At 34.3% G+C, this 19151-nt stretch carries 16 protein-coding genes; 5 read left to right on the forward strand and 11 right to left on the reverse strand.

The genetic code is table 11. The features are described from left to right. Positions 1-85 precede the first annotated feature (85 nt). Positions 86-1474 (reverse strand): hypothetical protein, encoded by a 1389-nt coding sequence (locus A9G11_RS11125; RefSeq protein WP_065619683.1) that lies wholly within the window; start codon positions 1472-1474, stop codon positions 86-88. 659 nt (positions 1475-2133) lie between these two features. Then, positions 2134-3471 carry a replication-associated recombination protein A gene (locus tag A9G11_RS11130; RefSeq protein ID WP_065619684.1) on the reverse strand — a complete coding sequence of 446 codons (1338 nt, stop codon included), beginning with the start codon at positions 3469-3471 and terminating at the stop codon, positions 2134-2136. A 180-nt stretch (positions 3472-3651) separates the two neighbouring features. Between A9G11_RS11130 and lolA the strand changes: the two genes are divergently transcribed. Continuing rightward, a complete protein-coding gene (lolA, locus tag A9G11_RS11135; protein WP_065619685.1) occupies positions 3652-4245 on the forward strand; it encodes an outer membrane lipoprotein chaperone LolA in 594 nt (197 codons plus the stop codon). 56 nt (positions 4246-4301) lie between these two features. Here lolA and A9G11_RS11140 read toward each other — a convergent pair whose 3' ends face one another. The 9 genes from A9G11_RS11140 to exuR form a co-directional block, all read right to left on the reverse strand. Beyond that, a complete protein-coding gene (locus tag A9G11_RS11140) occupies positions 4302-5258 on the reverse strand; it encodes a hypothetical protein (protein ID WP_065619686.1) in 957 nt (318 codons plus the stop codon). Between the two features lie 114 nt (positions 5259-5372). Continuing rightward, complete coding sequence (locus tag A9G11_RS11145) at positions 5373-5816, reverse strand: PTS sugar transporter subunit IIA (protein WP_065619687.1); 444 nt, start codon at positions 5814-5816, stop codon at positions 5373-5375. A 16-nt stretch (positions 5817-5832) separates the two neighbouring features. After that, a complete protein-coding gene (locus A9G11_RS11150) occupies positions 5833-6330 on the reverse strand; it encodes a PTS system mannose/fructose/N-acetylgalactosamine-transporter subunit IIB (protein WP_065619688.1) in 498 nt (165 codons plus the stop codon). 33 nt (positions 6331-6363) lie between these two features. Beyond that, positions 6364-7224, reverse strand: a complete 861-nt coding sequence (locus tag A9G11_RS11155; RefSeq protein WP_065619689.1) for a PTS system mannose/fructose/sorbose family transporter subunit IID — start codon at positions 7222-7224, stop codon at positions 6364-6366. A 41-nt stretch (positions 7225-7265) separates the two neighbouring features. After that, positions 7266-8099, reverse strand: a complete 834-nt coding sequence (locus tag A9G11_RS11160) for a PTS mannose/fructose/sorbose/N-acetylgalactosamine transporter subunit IIC (RefSeq protein ID WP_065619690.1) — start codon at positions 8097-8099, stop codon at positions 7266-7268. A 100-nt stretch (positions 8100-8199) separates the two neighbouring features. Beyond that, complete coding sequence (locus tag A9G11_RS11165) at positions 8200-8847, reverse strand: bifunctional 4-hydroxy-2-oxoglutarate aldolase/2-dehydro-3-deoxy-phosphogluconate aldolase (RefSeq protein ID WP_065619691.1); 648 nt, start codon at positions 8845-8847, stop codon at positions 8200-8202. A gap of 87 nt (positions 8848-8934) precedes the next feature. Then, a complete protein-coding gene (locus A9G11_RS11170) occupies positions 8935-9888 on the reverse strand; it encodes a phosphoglycerate dehydrogenase (protein WP_065619692.1) in 954 nt (317 codons plus the stop codon). Positions 9889-10441: 553 nt separating this feature from the next. After that, complete coding sequence (locus A9G11_RS11175; protein WP_065619693.1) at positions 10442-11476, reverse strand: substrate-binding domain-containing protein; 1035 nt, start codon at positions 11474-11476, stop codon at positions 10442-10444. A gap of 541 nt (positions 11477-12017) precedes the next feature. Further along, positions 12018-12818: a transcriptional regulator ExuR gene (exuR, locus tag A9G11_RS11180; protein WP_218056134.1), complete on the reverse strand. Its 801-nt coding sequence runs from the start codon at positions 12816-12818 to the stop codon at positions 12018-12020. Positions 12819-13092: 274 nt separating this feature from the next. Here exuR and uxaC point away from each other — a divergent pair, with 274 nt between their 5' ends. The 4 genes from uxaC (at position 13093) to A9G11_RS11200 (ending at position 19150) form a co-directional block, all read left to right on the forward strand. Beyond that, a complete protein-coding gene (uxaC, locus tag A9G11_RS11185) occupies positions 13093-14505 on the forward strand; it encodes a glucuronate isomerase (protein WP_065619694.1) in 1413 nt (470 codons plus the stop codon). A 50-nt stretch (positions 14506-14555) separates the two neighbouring features. Next, a complete protein-coding gene (locus A9G11_RS11190; RefSeq protein ID WP_065619695.1) occupies positions 14556-16019 on the forward strand; it encodes a tagaturonate reductase in 1464 nt (487 codons plus the stop codon). A gap of 13 nt (positions 16020-16032) precedes the next feature. Continuing rightward, positions 16033-17532: a UxaA family hydrolase gene (locus A9G11_RS11195; protein ID WP_065619696.1), complete on the forward strand. Its 1500-nt coding sequence runs from the start codon at positions 16033-16035 to the stop codon at positions 17530-17532. Positions 17533-17629: 97 nt separating this feature from the next. Further along, the gene (locus A9G11_RS11200) at positions 17630-19150 is read left to right on the forward strand and encodes an MFS transporter (RefSeq protein ID WP_065619697.1); all 1521 of its coding nucleotides are present in this window, start codon (positions 17630-17632) and stop codon (positions 19148-19150) included. Position 19151: the final 1 nt, after the last annotated feature.

Consider the following 19151-nt stretch of genomic DNA (forward strand, 5'->3'; position numbering starts at 1 on the left):
AGGTAAATATAAAGATCTACCTATGAATAGGTAGATCTTGGTCATGAATAAGAAAATAAGAATAGTTTAAGTTTAAGTTTAAGTTTTATTTAACAGCGGTACAAAGACCGTTTTTTGGTTCCCCCTCGTCTCTACAGTGATATTTAGCGTTATACATATGTAAATCACAATATTTGTTTTCTACAGTATCTCGTAACCAGATCCTTTTGTGTTGATTGTTTTGGGATTTACTTGCTGCCCATGAATTAGGATAGGCGATTTGATTTGCATTCCCCCATTCTCCTAATACTGTACCAATTTCTCGGGTAAATTTGGCATCCCCGGGGTTGTTTCCCATTGGAGCATTGCTCACCTCATCGGCGTGACTTACGCGATAGTTACCATCTAATGAAAGGCATCCGTTAGCGATATCAGTTGCGCTTCCTATATGAGCAAGTGGTTGACCGATAATGCTTTTATCCCAGTCAGAAAACCATTTGGTAATAATGAACGAATATTCAATTATCTTTTTTGTTACTTTATTTTCGCCCTGAATAACGACAGGGAATCCACTACCTGAACCAATAACATAATCCCAGGCAATTTGGGTATTTTTTGCATTTTCAGTATTAAAAGCAACAGTGACAAAATCTCTATTACCGTTTTGGCTCTGATCGGGTGTAATGGTGATAAGTTCTGCGCCCTTAACAATTTTCCAATCATAATTATCAGAAAGTCCTTTTCTTGATAGCATTAGATCGAATTTGGCACCATAAAACGCAGTTGTTGGGAAATTTTTGCTAGCATCAATATTCGATTGAATCAAGAAGCCTTGATTTTTGTCCCAATGATTTAATTCACTATTTGCAGCTTCTATTGGTTCAAGTTCTGGTTTTGCATAACAAATACCTACATCTTCTAATATAGTATAAGTTTTAGTTGGATGGGTGAGGATATCATCATTGGGATACTCGTTATTATTAGGAGTACCATACTTGGAAGATAAAACTATATCACCCGAAACGGTAATTTTATAAGGAGCTGATTTTCCTGCTTTAGTTAATGAACAAAAGGTATCTGATGCTTTTGGTTTAAATTCAACTAACTCATTGTTAGCATTGGTATAATACCAGACCATTTGCGAGGTATCTTTAAAATCAAGTATGTTTAATTCGTCGCCATCGATATCGACATATTGGTTAGTATCGGGTTGTTTTATGGGAGCTACTTTAAAATTATCCCTAAATGGGTAGCTAACAGAAATTGGTATCTGTTTTATTTCGTCACCATAATAATTTTTATTATTTACAGTTAAACCAAAAAGTGAAAAATCATCCAAACTCTTTTCAAGTGTTTCTGCTAATTTAGGTTTACTACCCACAATGGTAGTGACTGTTTTGATCGGTAAAAGAGCATAAGCTATGATGGGTATGTGTAAAAAAAATATTCCATACGTTATGTTTTTAAAGAGTTTTTTTGTAACTAGACTCTTCATTAGTGGTACCTTTGTTCCTTATATTTTTATATTTAATATCAACTTTGTTATTTCACTTACATGTTCCAAATGAAATTCAAGTTGATGTCTAATAAGTTAATGGTTTTATGTAGTACAAACAAATTGTTTAATTCGATCAATCATCGTCAAAATGATAGATATTAACTATCAATAATTAGATACCGATCGTTTTAATCTCTTGATCATTAAGTGATCGAAAAAGAGATAAAAAATGATCAGGAAGATAAATTAGCGGTTTTTTTGGCGGTTTGAATCGTAGGAATTCAGATAAAAATTAAATTTAAACAAACTGTTATTTTTATCACTTATACACTGTTCGGTTTTTTCTATCAGTAGAGATTGAATTAAGCAGGTAAGTTAGTAGCATTCTAATTAAAATCTATGGATAAAATGTATAAATTATAGTTTCGTTCATTGCTATTACTTTGATGACAATGACAGCATAAAGTGTGTTTGATATTTTCAATTGATAATTCAGTAAGTTATTAGTAAAAGAGATGAGATTGACGTGACTTACAAGCAGTATTTAGCGCACTTTTGTCATATTATTAGATCGATGAAGCGAGGAATATAAGTAGAAAATTAGCTATAAAACCGATCTTGTAGCGAAAATAAGATTTACACAGACTAACTGAACACTATTTTTTAGTTTTGTAGCGTTGAATAGGGCTGCTGCGATTTTGTTCTTCTAACCATGCCAGTTTATCGGTATAAACTTTTTCAGCACCGCGATTGGTTGGAAGATAATAGTGAGTATCGGCCATTTCTGGCGGAAAGTAATTTTCACCAGCAGCAAAAGCATTTGGTTCATCATGGGCATAGCGATATTCAGCACCATATCCTAAGTTTTTCATTAATTGGGTTGGTGCATTACGTAAATGTTCGGGAACATCGTAGTCAGGTTTGGATTGTGCATCATTCATTGCTTGTTTAAAAGCTAAATAAACAGCATTACTTTTTGGCGCACATGCTAAATAGACAATTGCTTGTGCAATGGCTCTTTCCCCTTCAGCCGGGCCGACTCGGGTGAAACAATCCCATGCAGCTAATGCTACTTGCATTGCTCTGGGATCGGCATTACCCACATCTTCTGAAGCAATAGCCAATAACCGACGAGCCACATAGAGCGGATCGCCACCTGCTGAAATAATTCTTGCATACCAGTAAAGAGCGGCATCAGGCGCTGAACCTCGAATTGACTTATGTACCGCAGAAATTAAATCATAAAAGCGATCACCTTGATTATCAAATCTAGCACTGCGTTCACCCATGACTTCTTTTAACAATGTTGGTGTCAGTTCTTTTCCGTCAGCCATATCAACTAAAAGTTCAAGAGTATTAAGCGCTCGCCTTGCATCACCACCAACAAATTCTGCGATTTGTTTTTTAGTTTCTTCAAGTAAGACGATTTGTCGCTTACCATAGCCACGTTCGGTATCGTCCATTGCTTGCTGTAATATATTTTCAATATCTTGATTGGTCAGAGATTTAAGCAAGTATACTCTGGCTCTTGACAATAATGCCGAGTTTAATTCAAAAGAGGGGTTTTCAGTGGTTGCACCAATAAAAGTAACGGTGCCATTCTCTACATAAGGTAGAAAGGCATCTTGCTGACTTTTATTAAAACGATGAACTTCATCGACAAATAAAATGGTTCGCGTGTTGGCTTGTTGGTTGATTTTTGCTCGTTCAATGGCTTCGCGAATATCTTTAATGCCAGATGTAACGGCAGATAGTCGTTCAACTTTAGCATTAGCATGGTGAGCGATGATTTCTGCTAGGGTTGTTTTACCAGTACCGGGTGGTCCCCAAAGGATCATAGAGTGTAAATTACCCGCTTCAATGGCTCTAGGTAATGGTTTACCTTTTGCCAGTAAATGCGATTGCCCAATATATTCAGATAAAGTACGGGGACGCATTCTCGCTGCTAAAGGCTTAAATTCATCTGTCGTAAATTCAAAAGACATACTCGGCATGTTAGATAATATCCACTATTACAAAAATGGATCTATTATATACTGCTTCAATGATAAGTGAAAAAGAAAAGAAAATATCTTTTCCCACCAAGCGAAAAACGGTAATATTTAAACCACTTATACCTAATTAAATGATTAAAATATCGTTATTTAACAGTACGAAAAATATAAGGATTCGTCATGAAAAAGTTTTTATTACTAATAGGATTACTTGCTAGCGTGTCTGTATGGGCTGGTGATAAAGAAGTATTGCAACAACGTTTAGATAAAATTGACGGATTTTATGCACGTTTTTCTCAAAATGTAAAAACCGCGGATAATCAACCTGTACAAGAAGGAAAGGGGGATCTTTGGGTAACAAGACCCTACTATTTTAATTGGACAATGAATGAACCGGATGAAACCGCTATCATTTCAGATGGTGAAAATATGTGGGTTTATACGCCTGCGGTTGAACAAGTAAGCGTATTAGACTTAAAAAAAGCTGTTGATAATCGTCTGATGTTACTTATTACCGATAGTCATAATCCTATTTGGGATGTTTATAATGTCAAACGTAAACAAGATTCATTCACTCTGACACCAACCGATGGTTCGACTCAAAATTTTGTGATTTCGGTTCTACCTACAGGGATGATCTCAAATTTCACTATTATTGAAGAAGATGGACAACGTAGTTTTTACGATTTATCTCATCAAGAGCTTGGTAAGATCGCGCTTAGCAAATTTAAATTTACACCACCAGCCGGTGTGATTATTGATGATCAGCGTTAGTTGGTTATAGAAATAAATCAGGAGATGTATAGTTTTACTATCATCTCCAATTTGATTTAGTTTGTTGTGTTTTTACTTTTCTTAGGTGTTATTAACAAGGCGAGTAATGAATGTAATGATTTTGAATGCTGTTCAATAATGGTATCGGATAAACCCTTATCATTACGTGAATGAGCATTATTGATTTGAACTTGATTGTTTTCATTTAATTTACCTGATGTGATCATTAAGTAGTTTTTAAATGTTGTTTCAACTTTCCCTTCATGAAATTCAATCTGTTCAGCGTCAAAATCGAAAGATTTAGGTTTAAAAAATAGTAGTGATTCGCTATTTCCTAAACTATCAAGAAAAATAACTTTCTTTTTGTTAATCTTATCAGAGTAATTTTCAAGCATTTTAATGCCGTATTGATTAGAACAACCTCCATCATATAATACAAAAGCAACTCTCTTTTTCTGATATTTATCCATCTTATTGATAGTATTTAACATAACCAGAATGCTTGACGTGTTACTGACAAAATTCTTTTTGTTAGCAACGCCTTTTTTACATTTTAAGATAAGATAAAAGAGCAATAGTGTAGAGATAATTGCTAACGCACCTGACAGACTGTACATGCCAGATAGTTGAATATCAGGGAGAAAAACAAAGAGGTTGAGTGCAATAGCGATAGCTAATAAGATAAAAACGGGGATCAGTCCCAGAAAGTAACGTGGTTTACTAAAGCGTTGTTCAAATGCAAAAATTTTTGCCAAATTAAAGTAATTAACCCCAGTATCATAATAAGTACATACAATGACATCAGCGTTATCCAGATCACCAATATAAGCATTGTAGTAATTTTCGTACTTTTTTTTCGCTAATTGTAATTTTGCTATTTTGGCATCAACGTAATAACCTAATTGAATCAACTCTTTAGAAATAACCCTTAAGAAACCTATTTTTTCTTTATAAGAAAAACGTTTACCAAATAGAACACAATAACGAAATATTAAATCTTTTAAGCTATCCATATTTACTCATAACCACTCAATTACAAAATCCAGTAAAAATATTAAAATGACTGATAGTCTTTTTGGTACTATCAGTCATTATTAGTAATAACCCAATTTGAATTGTTTTATTTATTAATAATCGTCACTATCTGCTGCTTTTTCTGACGATTTAAGTTCAGAAATGACATCCTTAATATTTTGTTGCCCGGCTTCAATTGACTCGTTGGTTAAATCCACCAACGACGAAAATTCACGATTACAAACTGCGGTAATTGTCATCGGTAAATTCATACCCGAGATCACCCGCACATCGATACCTTGTTTTTGCCACTCAGGAACGCACGCCATAGAAGCATTGTATGGAGAAGCTCCATACAAATCTACTAAAATTAGCACACCGTCACCAGAGTTTAGTTGCTTAGATTTATTAAGGATATTAGCTTTTAACTCTTCAATATCTTGTCCAGGAATTAAAGCTAATGTTTCAAACTGTTTAGCTTCGCCAACAATCATTTCAACACTGTCTTTGATGCCTTCAGCCATTTTTCCGTGGCTAACTAATAAAACTCCAATCATGGTCACATCCTAGTATTTATGAAAATAATTTAACGGCTTCTGCTAAAGTCACTTTTTTAAGTGACGGCGTTGCTTGGAAAAAGATATTCATATTTGGGTAACTGGTTTGCAAATCCACTAATAGATCTAATTGCGCCTTAGTTATTGCAACTTGACTAATCACCGGTGTTGTACCCGGAGATTGCGGTATGCCACCAAGATTAAGATTTTCAACAGGTACTCCACCTTTAATGATTTTATGCATTATTTCAATGCTTTTAGTAATTAACATCACATTGTAATCATCATATTTTCTATCATTCCAATATCTTACTGCGCCATCTTCTTTGAGTACGCGGATTTTGTATCCTGTACGTGATGCAGCACCTAAAATAATATTTTTTGTAAATTCATCATGTGCAGATACATCATCGGCAACAAAAAGAGCATTTGCACCAACTGATTTTGATACATTGGTAGCAACTTGCCCATGAATGAGGCGACTATCTACACGTGCTAAAACAACTTTACCCATAATTCATTTCCTTTCTTTTTATAATAATGTAAATTACAAAATTCCTACGGCGGCTAAAACACCTAAAATTACTGTTAAACCAATTAAAGCATTGGTAACTTTTAGGCCTTTTTTAGCAAAATAGAAATATAATCCGCTCACAACCACTAATGGTAATATTCCCGGTAAAATCTTATCTAAGGTATCTTGTATAACGAAGTTTTTACCTGAAAGTTCAAATGAAAGGCTTGAAGTTACTTTAATATAATTAGCAGCCAAGATGCCCATCATGAATAACCCCAATATAGACAAACCTTCGATAAGCATTTGCATGGTGTTACCAACAACTTCAGTTGCTGCATTTCTACCTAATTTGAAACCTAATTGGCTAAAGTAGTAACCAATCAATATTTGATAAAGTGAGAATGCAACGAATGGAAATAATGCACCAATTGCCATACCTTCTTGCGCCCATGGTAATGCAATGGCAATGAAGATATATTGCATAGTACCTGAGTCTATGGAGTCACCAATACCGGCCAATGCGCCCATCAAACCTGCTTTTGTGTTATATAACAAGTTATCGTCTATACTTAGTGGTTTACCTTCATAAGTATCATTGGCGCGAACTGACTCAAGAGAGGCCATAATCCCAGTGATTGTGCCTCCACCCCATGCTAGTTGTGTGTTAAAAAATAACAAATGTCTTTGATAAGCAGCGATAAGATCATTTTTATCTTTATAAAGTTTTTTAAGAATTGGAATTAATGCCCATAATAATGATGCGGCAATATAACGGTCAAATGCGTGCGGAATTTCGTTAGCATAATAAAATCTTAACCATGCAATCACTACATCTTTTTTGGTAATTTCTTCCGGTTTTAAATCTATACTTCTTTGTTGAATTTCTGTCATTGTATATACCTTCTAAAAATTTGCTTATTTACCTAATGCTATTAATAATCATCTTCATCTTGACTAATACCTGACCCCATACCGCCTGAGCCAAAATTATCTTTAATAGAATTGAATGTTTCAGATTTTGCTAGCACAAAGATGAAAGCAATGATTGCACCAAGAATCGCATAAGTTACCATAGTGACACCTAATGGTTTTGCAACAACAGCAACAAAATATGCTAATAAGAAAAAGATGATATAACTGCGTTTACCGATGACATAAACTGTCACAGCGATACCAACCGCAGCCAATCCACCACCAATAACATTAAGAATGTGGAATATGAAACTACTTGAATTGGTTTTAATTAGGTCGGCAATAAATGGCGCGCCATAATATAAAGCAGTAAACATAAATGGTATAAAGATGATAAAGGCAATGATGATAGGTATACCAATAATGGAGAAGGTTAATCCGGTGCTACTACCTTTAGCGGCATAATGATCAGTAAATCTTTGCATAGCAAAGGTATTAACAAAAAATCTTAATTGATATAAATAAGAACCTAAAAGACCGACAGGTACAGCAACACCGACTGCCGTTTCTGGTGACATATTACCAAGTAGTGTAACAGGCACCGCTATTGCTGTTGCAATGGCAGGCTCTGACGGCATTTGTCCACCGGGTGAAAATACACCCATATAAATTAACTGAATAGCAGCTGTGGCTATCATTGCATTATGAACATCATTAAATACAATACCGACTACTAAACCAGTCATCATCGGGGAAAATCTTAGTGTTGTTGTTGCACCACCAAGAAAGGCTCTTGACATAACTAATGCAATCCAAATAGCAACTAGTAATGCTTGAAGAAAAGTTACATGCATATGTTAACTCCATTGTTTAAGTATTTATTACTGATAAGTCAATTAAAGATCACTTAACAGCGTTTCTTAACTAAAATTATTAATGCTGACATTCAGATAGTTAGGCAAAACTCTTTGCGCCTTCTACTGCTTCTTTAGCTAATTTAGTTATTCCTGAAAAATTGCCTTCGCGAATGAAATCAGTTGGAACAAACCAAGAACCACCAACACAAATTACATTTTTCAGCGCAAGGTAATCGCGATAATTTTTAAGATTAATGCCACCAGTTGGGCAGAATTTTGCATCAGGAATTGGACCTGAGAATGCTTTAAGTGCAGCAGTACCGCCGTTTATCTCCGCAGGGAAGAATTTAAATGCCGTTAACCCTGCTTCTTTAGCTGTCATTAATTCGCTGATTGTTGCAACGCCCGGAATTACTGGCACTGAACCTTCAACAGCAGCTTTTAAAATAGATGGTGTTAATCCTGGGGTAATAATAAATTCAACACCTGCTTTTGTGACTTCTTTCAGTTGTTCAACTGAGGTGACCGTTCCTGCCCCTACAACTGCTTCTGGAACTTCTGCCATTATTTTTTTAATTGCTTCAAGTCCACATGCGGTACGTAAAGTGACTTCTAATACTTTTACTCCACCAGCAATTAATGCTTTTGCTAAAGGTACGGCATCTTTGATATCTTCTATTACAATTACTGGAACTACCGACCCTAAAGATAAAACTTCTTCTGCTGATCTTTTCCAATTTTTCATGTTAGTAACCTCTAATAATGAATAAAACTCTATTTGACCTTATACAAAAATAACCCACATTTAATATGGATTTTTTGATTCTTATTTTTACTGACTTACTGAATGTAATGGCTTATTGCCGTCAAGTACTCTGACTACATCTTGGGCGGCCATGACAAGTGTTTTTACTATTGCATCTTGGGTAAATGCGCCTGTATGAGGCGTTAAAATGACATTTTTATGATTAAAAAAGCGTGAATCAGTAAAAGGTTCTTCAGTAAATGCATCGAGTCCTACACCACCAATATAACCACTGGTTAATGCTTCGTAGAGATCGTCATTATTAATTAAATCTCCGCGAGCTGTATTGATGATATAAACACCTTTTTTCATTTTACTGATGCTTTCTTTATTAATCATATTGCGCGTTTGTTCGGTTGCTGGTAGGTGTAATGAAATAAAATCTGCTGATTCAAACAGTGGTGTCATTGAATCATAATATTTAACACCATATTTTTCTTTAAGTTCTTCGTTTTGATATAAATCATATGCCAGAACTTTCATACCAAATGCAGTGCAGCGTATTGCAAGATTTCGGCCTATTGCCCCTGTACCAAAAATAGCAATGGTTTTACCATTTAACTCAATTCCATTTTCTCTTTTCCATGAACCTGCACAAACGCTTGTATCCATGACATGGATTTTACGAGCTAATCCAGTAATAAATGAGAACGCAAGTTCACAAACAGATAAACTGTTTGTTCCTGGGGTGATTGTCACTTCGATATTATTTTTTTTGGCGGTTGTTACATCTACACGATCATAACCAACGCCATTACGCGCAATAATTTTTAACTTTGGGGCGGCGTTAATTACATCGGGGGTTATAAAATCTAAACCAGCAATAACTGCATCAACATCTTTTACTAGTGGAATTAATTCTTCAGCTTTTAATGGTTTATCTGGGGTGATAATTCGAATTTCATGTCCTGCATCATTTAAAACTTTTTTTGCCGCTTCACAAGTTGCAAAAGCTCTAGCGGTTGTTAAAACTACTGCCATTGGTACAGCTCCTATCATCTATTTATTTTATTCACTCTATTTATCTATTCGGGATTATTTGTAAAAAATATAACCAATAGAATTGTATAGAAATTTTCAATGAAACCGGTTTCTTTTCCAAAGAAACCGGTTTCATTGATGTATATAAGTTGAGGGAGTATATTAAATTAGATGGTGAATATCTGTAGGTAAGATCACATTTTTTAAAAAAAGTTTAAAAATATCGAAAAAATCCTATTAATTTTAATATCCCTATCCTTGCTGAACATATTATTAGATCAATATGATTACGATGCAATGCTTTTTAAGCAACATTTTTATAAACTCTCTTAAGTTTATATGTGCATCAATTTTTAACGTGAAGCTATTGTGACTGTAAATGTGGTATATCAGAGAAAACAGATGTACATAATTTATGTTTAACAAAGCCGATAAATAATGAAATATTGTTTGAGTATCTTTCTACCTTATAGTCATCAGCTTTGTTATTATTTATTTGTACATTAGATATTATTTTTAATAATATCAAAGGGATTTTATTGTTCTGATTGAATTATAATCGTAAGGATTCATTAACAGTAATAGGGGAAGTGGTTATACTTTCTCCTTCAATATATTTAACGGGTAGTTCAACTACATTAGACGGTATTATCTTTCCGTTTAAACGCTTAAGTAGCATTTCAGCAGCGATTTTGCCCATTTCAAATCTTGGTGTTAGTACTGAAGCTAATTTTGGATTTACAGATTGTCCAATATCATATCCATGAAATCCTGCGATAGCTATTTGCTGAGGAACAGCAATATTAAGGCGTTGACACTCAAAAAGCACCCCTAGAGCAAGGCTATCGTTACAACAAAAAATTCCGTCGACTTGAGGGTATTCCTTTAATACTTGATGTAATAGTTGTTCGCCTAATGCATACGAAGGTAATTCTTTAGATAAGATAGCGAACGTTTCTAGGTGATGTTCAGCCATTGCCGCTTCATACCCTTTATTACGTAACACACCTCTTTCATTTAGTTGGGTACTCAAATAGACAATATGCTTTTTATTAGCTTTGATCATGCGATCAACCATATTTTTTGATGCTTGAAAATTATCATAACCGACCGCCATATCTATAAATGGTGTAACACTGTCCATTATTTCGACAATAGGAATGTTAGCTAATTGGATCATTTTTATGGATGCCGGTGAATGATTACGTTCAGTCAGTATCAAACCATCAATATTATAAGAGAGTAGTGAGCGTAATCTCATCTCTTCTTTATCTTTGTAACGCCCTGTATGGGCTATCATGACTTGGTAACCATTTTGGTCTGTTATTGTTTCGATACCTTGTAACACATCAGTGAAGATTTGACTCGTTACGGAAGGCAAAAAAACACCAATTGCATGACTTTTAGCATTGGATAACATATTGGGAACTTTATTAGGTAGATATCCAAGTGTTTCAATAACTGTAGAAATTCGTTTTTGTAATGAAGGAGATACAAGATCAGGTGTATTTAAATAACGACTTACTGTCGCTTTACTTACACCGACTTGTTTTGCAATATCTAATAGCCCAGTTCTTCGCTTTACCATTATAAATACTCATTATTGTGCAATATAAGTGCTACCATTTCTCGTAAGTGAATGGCTTTCAGATTCAAATAAGCATATTTTATCATCATTTTTTCTCTTATCTACTATCATTCATTTTTGATTTTTTATTAACTCGTTGTTTATAATTTGTATATTTCTATTTGTTCTTTTGTTGATTCAGGTTAACGGTGCTAAAGAATTTTTTAAAATAGGCTAATACAATAATTCAATGACAACATTTCAGATCTTTTTATGTAAAACGTGAACTATTTTTGACTGACAACTTTAAGAAAATATCAGATCCTTTATCAAAAATAAGTTGTTGGCGCAGTTATAGCATAAATAGCAGTTAAATAAAAATTGTCATGGTTAAAAAAGATAGCAATGAATATTAAATAATAATCAGTGAATTATGTCACAGCATCAATGCAACTTTCATAAGCAAAAATTGTTGATTATTTAACACATGAATTATTACGATTTTGTGTAGACCTAACCCCAAACATGAGGTTAGGATCCTTGGGACCTTTGAGTAAAATATTTACTCCAATTCATTTTCATTGATACTGATAACCGGATTATCAGAAAATAGATAGTGATCACGTTTAGTTTCAAAATCCTTACTGGTTGCATCAAATAGCATTTTTTTGGTATTTTCCAGATGTTGCCACATTGCAAGTTTAGCTGCTTTGGGATCTCGATTAATTAATGCTTCAAGGATTTTTTCATGTTCATCCCACCAGCTATCAATATCTTGTTCTGGTACATGTTCATGCAATTTTTTCCATAGGGGATTAAGTGTTCGTTGTTGCCACGTTTCTTGGACAATGGTTGTTAATGCGGTATTACGTGTAATCATGGCAATTTGTGTATGGAATTTTAAATCCCAATCAGAATCGCGAAAATGATCCTCTTTCTGAGCTTTATGTTGAATTTCCAGTAACTTAACAATATCATCTTTGGTGATTTGGGTTGCTGCAAACTCAGCAATATTACTTTCAATAAGTTGACGTGCTTGTAGTAATTCAAATGGTCCAGTGGTTGCAAAATTCAAACCTTGTGAAGTAGCTAGAATATTCGTTTGTAGGCTATTGCCTATAACATGAATACCTGACCCTTTTCGTGCTTCAACGAAGCCTTCAACTTCGAGCATAATAATTGCTTCTCTTACCACTGAACGGCTTACTTTAAGCTCTTCACAAATTAATCTTTCCGACGGTAATTTATCACCTATCGGATAAATTCCATTAATAATACGGTTTTTTAATTCTGTAGCGATAACTTGATACAGTCGTTGATGTTCATTTTGTTCTTGGGTCATAATTGATTTTGTGTAAGTCATAAATTATTTATAAATTTAAAATAACATCTAATTGCCTTTAGTTAAATAACATTACTCTAATTTTTTACAAATCTATTAATAATCCATGATTATTGTTAATCAATAACCAGACATATAATGTGGTTATATTCAAATAATGTGATGTAGGTCAACTTTTTTAGTTGACTGACATGTTATTATTGATTTTAATGTTCCACCTCAATAATAGCGACATACAAAACCATTTTTAGATTTTGTAGTTGTAAGATAGATTCCAATGTTTGTGGAGAAAAAAATGAGTTTTTTGACTAAAGATTTTTTACTAGATACTGAATTTGCTCGTCAGCTTTATCATGATTATGCTGCGGAGCAACCAATTTTTGATTATCACTGCCATTTGCCACCAGAACAAATTGCTCAAGATTACCAATTCAAAAACTTGTATGACATTTGGTTGAAAGGCGATCATTATAAGTGGCGTGCAATGCGAACTAACGGTGTAGCTGAAAAATTCTGTACAGGTCATGAAGTGAGTGATTATGAGAAATTTAAAGCGTGGGCTGAAACTGTACCTTATACCATTGGTAATCCACTTTATCACTGGACTCATTTAGAACTTCGTCGACCTTTTGGTATTGATAATATTTTACTTTCTCCAACAACTGCGGAAACTATTTGGAATACTTGTAATGAAATGCTGGAAACAAAAGAATTTTCAGCCCGTGGTATTATGAAAAAAATGAATGTAAAAATGGCTGGTACTACTGATGATCCAGTAGATGACTTAGTGCATCATAAAGCTATTGCACAAGATAACTCATTTGACATAAAAGTGTTACCAAGTTGGCGCCCAGATAAAGCTGTTAATATTAATTCCGAATTTTTCGTTGCTTATATTGAAAAATTATCAACAGTTGCCGATATTACCATTTCTTCTTTCCATGCGCTTTGTCAGGCTTTATCAAAACGAATGGATTATTTTGCTCAACATGGCTGTAAAGTTTCTGACCATGCTTTAGATACTGTTGTTTATGCAGAAGCGACTGAAAAAGAGTTAGATGTAATTTTAACTAAACGTTTGACCGGTACAGTATTAAGCGCACAAGAAGAAGCTCAATTTAAAACTGCTGTGCTTATTTTCCTTGGTAGTGAATATAACAAACGTGCTTGGGTACAACAATATCATATTGGTGCATTACGCAACAATAATTCAAGAATGTTTAATTTAATGGGACCTGATATCGGATTCGATTCAATTAATGACTCACCTATAGCTCAACCTCTGTCACGATTATTAGATGCTCAAGCTAAACAAAATGCTTTACCTAAAACGGTACTTTATTGTCTCAACCCTTCTGATAATGAAATTCTTGCAACCATGATTGGTAATTTCCAAGGTGAAGGTATTGAAGGCAAAATGCAGTTTGGCTCAGGTTGGTGGTTCAATGATCAGAAAGACGGCATGATCCGTCAGATGAATCAACTGGCACAACTTGGATTATTAAGTCGTTTTATCGGTATGTTAACTGATAGTCGCAGTTTCCTTTCTTATACTCGCCATGAATATTTTAGACGTATTTTATGTCGTATGATTGGACGTTGGGTTGAGGACGGTGAAGCGCCACGCGATATCCAATTATTGGGTCAAATGGTTAAAAATATCTGTTTTGATAATGCAAAAAACTATTTTGGTATCGAACTAAACTAAAAAAATTACCTTAGTCATAAATAGATTAATTTACAAAAAGAGTTATATAAATGAAGACATTAAATAGAGTTGATTTCCCCGGTGCAAAATATACTACACGTGTTGTTCAGTTTGGCGAGGGTAATTTTTTACGCGCTTTTTTAGATTGGCAGTTAGATATCTTAAATGAGAAGACTAATCTTGATGCTGGCGTGGTTGTGGTTCGTCCTTTAAATACTGATTTTCCACCACCTTTAAGTACCCAAGATGGCCTTTATACCACCCTCATTCGTGGATTGAATGAAAGTAATGAAGCAGTAAAAGAATTTAGGATGATTCGTTCGGTAAATAACGAGATAAATGTTTACACTCAATATGATGAATATATGCAATTAGCTAAAGATCCTAATATTCAGTTTATCTTTTCAAATACTACCGAAGCAGGTATCAGCTATGTTGAAAGCGATCAATTAACAGACCGTCCAGCAACAAGCTATCCTGCTAAGTTAACTGCTTTTTTATATGAAAGATTTGTTCATTTTGCCGGTAGTAAAGAAAGTGGTTTGATTATTATTCCATGTGAGTTGATTGATTATAATGGTGATGCACTTAAAAAATTAGTACTTAAATATGCTCATCAGTGGAACTTGTCGGACAAGTTTATTGATTGGCTTGAAAATGATAATTTATTCTGTTCAACATTAGTCGATAGAATCGTACCAGGTTATCCGAAAGCACAAATTGAAGAGTTACAGGCAGAACTTGGTTATAAAGATAGTTTTATTGATTCAGCTGAGTATTTCTATTTATTTGTTATTCAAGGACCACAATGGTTAGCTGAAAAACTTTGTTTAGATAAGTGCAATATGAACATCAAGATAGTTGATGATATTAAGCCATATAAAGAGCGTAAAGTAGCGATCTTAAATGGCGCTCATACTGCTTTAGTTCCAGTAGCTTATCTATCAGGTATTGATACTGTTGGCGAATCAATGAAAGATCCGCAAATTTTATCTTATATCAAAACAACTATTTTTGATGAGATTATCCCTGTTTTAGATTTACCTCATCAAGAATTAGTTGATTTTGCAGAATCAGTGATTAGCCGTTTTAAAAATCCATTTATTGAACATCAATTATTGTCGATTGCTTTAAATAGCATGACAAAATTTAAAACTCGTATTTTGCCTCAATTGATTGCTTATCAAAAAGAGCAGGGGGTTTTACCACAACATCTCGTATTCTCTTTTGCTGCATTAATCGCTTTTTATCGCGGTGTCAGAGAGGGTCAGAACTATCCATTACAAGACGACGCTATTTGGTTAACACGTTTCAATACGAGTTGGGCAAATATTGCTGAAGGTAAAGAAACACTATCAGCGTTAGTCCATAGTGTATTGAGTGATGAGAAACATTGGGAGCATGATTTATTAAGTATTCCTCAACTAGCAGAAACATTAACTCAATATCTATCTGTTATCACCGAAAAAGGTATGCGACAGGCAATGAAACAATGTGTGACCAATAGTAAATAAAATGAGCAATACAATGGTAAAATTTATAAAAATAAATAATAAAGATAATGTCGGCGTGGCATTATCTGACTTAGAAGCACATGAAGCAGATATTGTGATCGATGGAAAAACCATTGATTTACAACAACCTATCAAGCAAGGTCATAAATTTGCCCTTACTGATATTAATCAAAATGAAAATGTTATTAAATATGGTTTACCAATCGGACATGCTACTTGTCTGATAAAAGCGGGTGAACATATCCATTCACAAAATTTAAAAACCAATTTAAATGATATTGATGATTATAAATATCAACCTGATTTGTCCCAAAATACGTTACTACATGAAATAGCCGATAAAGAAGTACAAATTTATCGTCGAAAAAATGGTGAAGTAGGGATTCGTAATGAGCTTTGGATAATACCTACCGTTACTTGTATAAATGGTATTGCTCAGCAGATTGTTAAGCAGTTTTGTCAGGAACTGAATAATCAATTAGATATTGATGGCATTACCGTATTAGAACATCCTTATGGGTGTTCTCAATTAGGACAAGATCATAAAAATACTAAAGTGATACTACAAGATTTAGTTAAACATCCTAATGCAGGTGCTGTGCTAGTTATTGGTCTAGGTTGCGAAAATAACCAAGTTTCAGAATTTAAAGAAGACTTAGGTGAATATGACGAATCCAGAGTTAGATTTATTGTCGCTCAACAAGAAACCGATGAGGTTGAATCAGCGTTAGTTCATTTAAGAGAACTCTACGCTATTATGAAACAAGATAAACGCGAACTTGGTCACTTAAGTGAATTGAAATTTGGTCTTGAGTGTGGTGGTTCTGACGGTTTTTCTGGCATAACCGCTAACCCAATGTTAGGGCTATTTTCCGATTATGTTATTTCACATGGTGGTACCAGTGTTTTAACTGAAGTACCCGAAATGTTTGGCGCAGAGAATATTTTAATGTCGCACTGTGTTGATGAATCAACTTTCGATAAAACGGTGCATATGATTAATGATTTTAAACAATACTTCATTTCAAATAATCAACCAATTTATGAAAATCCCTCACCGGGTAATAAAGCGGGTGGTATTACTACACTAGAAGAAAAGTCATTGGGTTGTACTCAAAAAGCAGGTGGAAGCGAAGTTGTCGATGTACTTAAGTACGGTCAAAGGTTAACTACTCCTGGGCTTAATCTACTGAGCGCACCAGGTAATGATGCAGTTGCAACCGGCGCTTTATCCGCTGCCGGTTGCCATATGGTGTTATTTACAACAGGAAGAGGGACGCCGTATGGTGGTATTGTTCCTACAGTTAAAATTGCGACCAATACGCAATTAGCCGAGAAAAAAATTAATTGGATTGATTTTAATGCTGGCAAACTTATCCAAGGTGTGTCAATGCAATCATTATTGACCGAATTTATTTCCCAAATTGTTCTTATTGCTAACGGAATGAAAACATGCAATGAAAAAAATAATTTCAAGAATTTAGCCATTTTAAAAAGTGGCGTAACCCTCTAAGAATAAATTAATTATTCATTAGTTAATCATGTCATTAAGTCCTTTGGGCTTAATGCATAGGGGATCGTTTTTTTTACAAATAATATAGGTAATATTTATGAACGAAAATAAAGAGAGAAAAATTACATGGTTAGTAAGATTCTCATATGGGAGTGGTAATTTAATTGGTAGTGGTGCATTAGCAATTAGTGGTGCATGGTTACTCTATTTTTATACTACTTTTTGTGGGTTGTCGGTTGTACAAGCAGCGTTAATTTTTTCAATCGCTACATATTTAGATGTGATTCTTAATCCATTAATGGGATTTATTACTGATAATTTCTATCAAACTAAGATAGGTAGACGTTTTGGGAGACGCCGATTTTTCATTCTTATAGGTATTCCATTAATGATTATTTATCCGATGCTTTGGATTAATGGCATGGGATTTTGGTACTACCTGATCACATATATTTTATTTGAAATCATCTATACCAGTATTATGATCCCTTTTAATACGTTACCTGTCGAGATGACCTCTAACTTTTCACAACGTACTTATTTGACTGGTTCAAAAGCAATGTTTGGTAAAGTTGCTAATTTTTTAGGTGCGGCCATTCCTGGTTTGTTCTTCTATTTTTATAGTAAAGAATCAGCTACTCCATTCCTGTTAACCGGTATTACTTACGCATCTATTATGATGTTAGCGTTAATTTTACTTTATTGTAATAGCTGGGAAAAACCAAGAGAAGAAGTTAAAGATGAATCTGTGCATAGCTTTTGGGAAGCTTTGCAAAAACTGTTTATTGATATTTTATCAACATTTCGTATTAAAACGTTCAGAACCCATTTAGGCATGTATCTATTTGGTTTTGGTGCGGAATGGTTATTTACGGCTGTTTTCACTTATTTCATAGTATTTAGTTTGGGTGAACCACGATCTTTCGTTGCTGAAATGAATTCACTTAGCAGTATTTGTCAGTTAGTTTCAACAGCCTTTTTCATGATGTACTGTGCGAAAAAAGGCTTCAAAAAGCCATTTATTATTGCACTGTTAATCGTTATCTCTTCGATGATTGGTTATGTTGGTATTTACTACTTAAATCTTCCTCATATTACTTGGATTGTCATTGGTATAACTATCTGGTTCGGTTTAGGAACAGGTGGTGTTTATTATATTCCATGGAGTGTCTACGTTTTCCTTGCTGATGTGGATGAAGTTGTTACCAACAGGCGTCGTGAAGGTGTTTATGCCGGAGCAATGACTATGGCAGGTAAATTAGTTCGAGCTTCTATTGTGTTTGTTCTTGGTATGATTCTAAGTGCTTACGGTTTTGAGTCAAAATCCCATGTTCAACCACAAAGTGCGGTAAATGCAATAAATGGCATTATTCTTTATGGTGTTGTTGGTATGGCTCTTATTGGCGCTTTCTTTGCATGGCGAATGAAACTCGATCATTCTACGCATTCTGTGATTATTAATGAAGTCGCACGAATTCGTGAAGGTGGGAAAATGGAAGATGTCACACCTGAAACGAAAAAAATTGTGGAAGAGCTATCCGGTATTGCTTATGAAAAATGTTTCGGTAATAACAATATAGGTTTCAAAGCAAAAAGTTCTGCAACAGAACCAAAATAAT

The sequence above is a fragment of the Gilliamella sp. wkB108 genome, from assembly GCF_001690195.1.
Taxonomy (GTDB): Bacteria; Pseudomonadota; Gammaproteobacteria; order Enterobacterales; family Orbaceae; genus Gilliamella; species Gilliamella apicola_L.

Coding starts and splice junctions, on each gene's coding strand:
- A9G11_RS11125 (WP_065619683.1), bottom strand. CDS start 1,474: ATGAAGAGTCTAGTTACAAAAAAACTCTTTAAAAACATAACGTATGGA.
- A9G11_RS11130 (WP_065619684.1), bottom strand. CDS start 3,471: ATGCCGAGTATGTCTTTTGAATTTACGACAGATGAATTTAAGCCTTTA.
- lolA (WP_065619685.1), top strand. CDS start 3,652: ATGAAAAAGTTTTTATTACTAATAGGATTACTTGCTAGCGTGTCTGTA.
- A9G11_RS11140 (WP_065619686.1), bottom strand. CDS start 5,258: ATGGATAGCTTAAAAGATTTAATATTTCGTTATTGTGTTCTATTTGGT.
- A9G11_RS11145 (WP_065619687.1), bottom strand. CDS start 5,816: ATGATTGGAGTTTTATTAGTTAGCCACGGAAAAATGGCTGAAGGCATC.
- A9G11_RS11150 (WP_065619688.1), bottom strand. CDS start 6,330: ATGGGTAAAGTTGTTTTAGCACGTGTAGATAGTCGCCTCATTCATGGG.
- A9G11_RS11155 (WP_065619689.1), bottom strand. CDS start 7,224: ATGACAGAAATTCAACAAAGAAGTATAGATTTAAAACCGGAAGAAATT.
- A9G11_RS11160 (WP_065619690.1), bottom strand. CDS start 8,099: ATGCATGTAACTTTTCTTCAAGCATTACTAGTTGCTATTTGGATTGCA.
- A9G11_RS11165 (WP_065619691.1), bottom strand. CDS start 8,847: ATGAAAAATTGGAAAAGATCAGCAGAAGAAGTTTTATCTTTAGGGTCG.
- A9G11_RS11170 (WP_065619692.1), bottom strand. CDS start 9,888: ATGGCAGTAGTTTTAACAACCGCTAGAGCTTTTGCAACTTGTGAAGCG.
- A9G11_RS11175 (WP_065619693.1), bottom strand. CDS start 11,476: ATGGTAAAGCGAAGAACTGGGCTATTAGATATTGCAAAACAAGTCGGT.
- exuR (WP_218056134.1), bottom strand. CDS start 12,818: ATGACTTACACAAAATCAATTATGACCCAAGAACAAAATGAACATCAA.
- uxaC (WP_065619694.1), top strand. CDS start 13,093: ATGAGTTTTTTGACTAAAGATTTTTTACTAGATACTGAATTTGCTCGT.
- A9G11_RS11190 (WP_065619695.1), top strand. CDS start 14,556: ATGAAGACATTAAATAGAGTTGATTTCCCCGGTGCAAAATATACTACA.
- A9G11_RS11195 (WP_065619696.1), top strand. CDS start 16,033: ATGGTAAAATTTATAAAAATAAATAATAAAGATAATGTCGGCGTGGCA.
- A9G11_RS11200 (WP_065619697.1), top strand. CDS start 17,630: ATGAACGAAAATAAAGAGAGAAAAATTACATGGTTAGTAAGATTCTCA.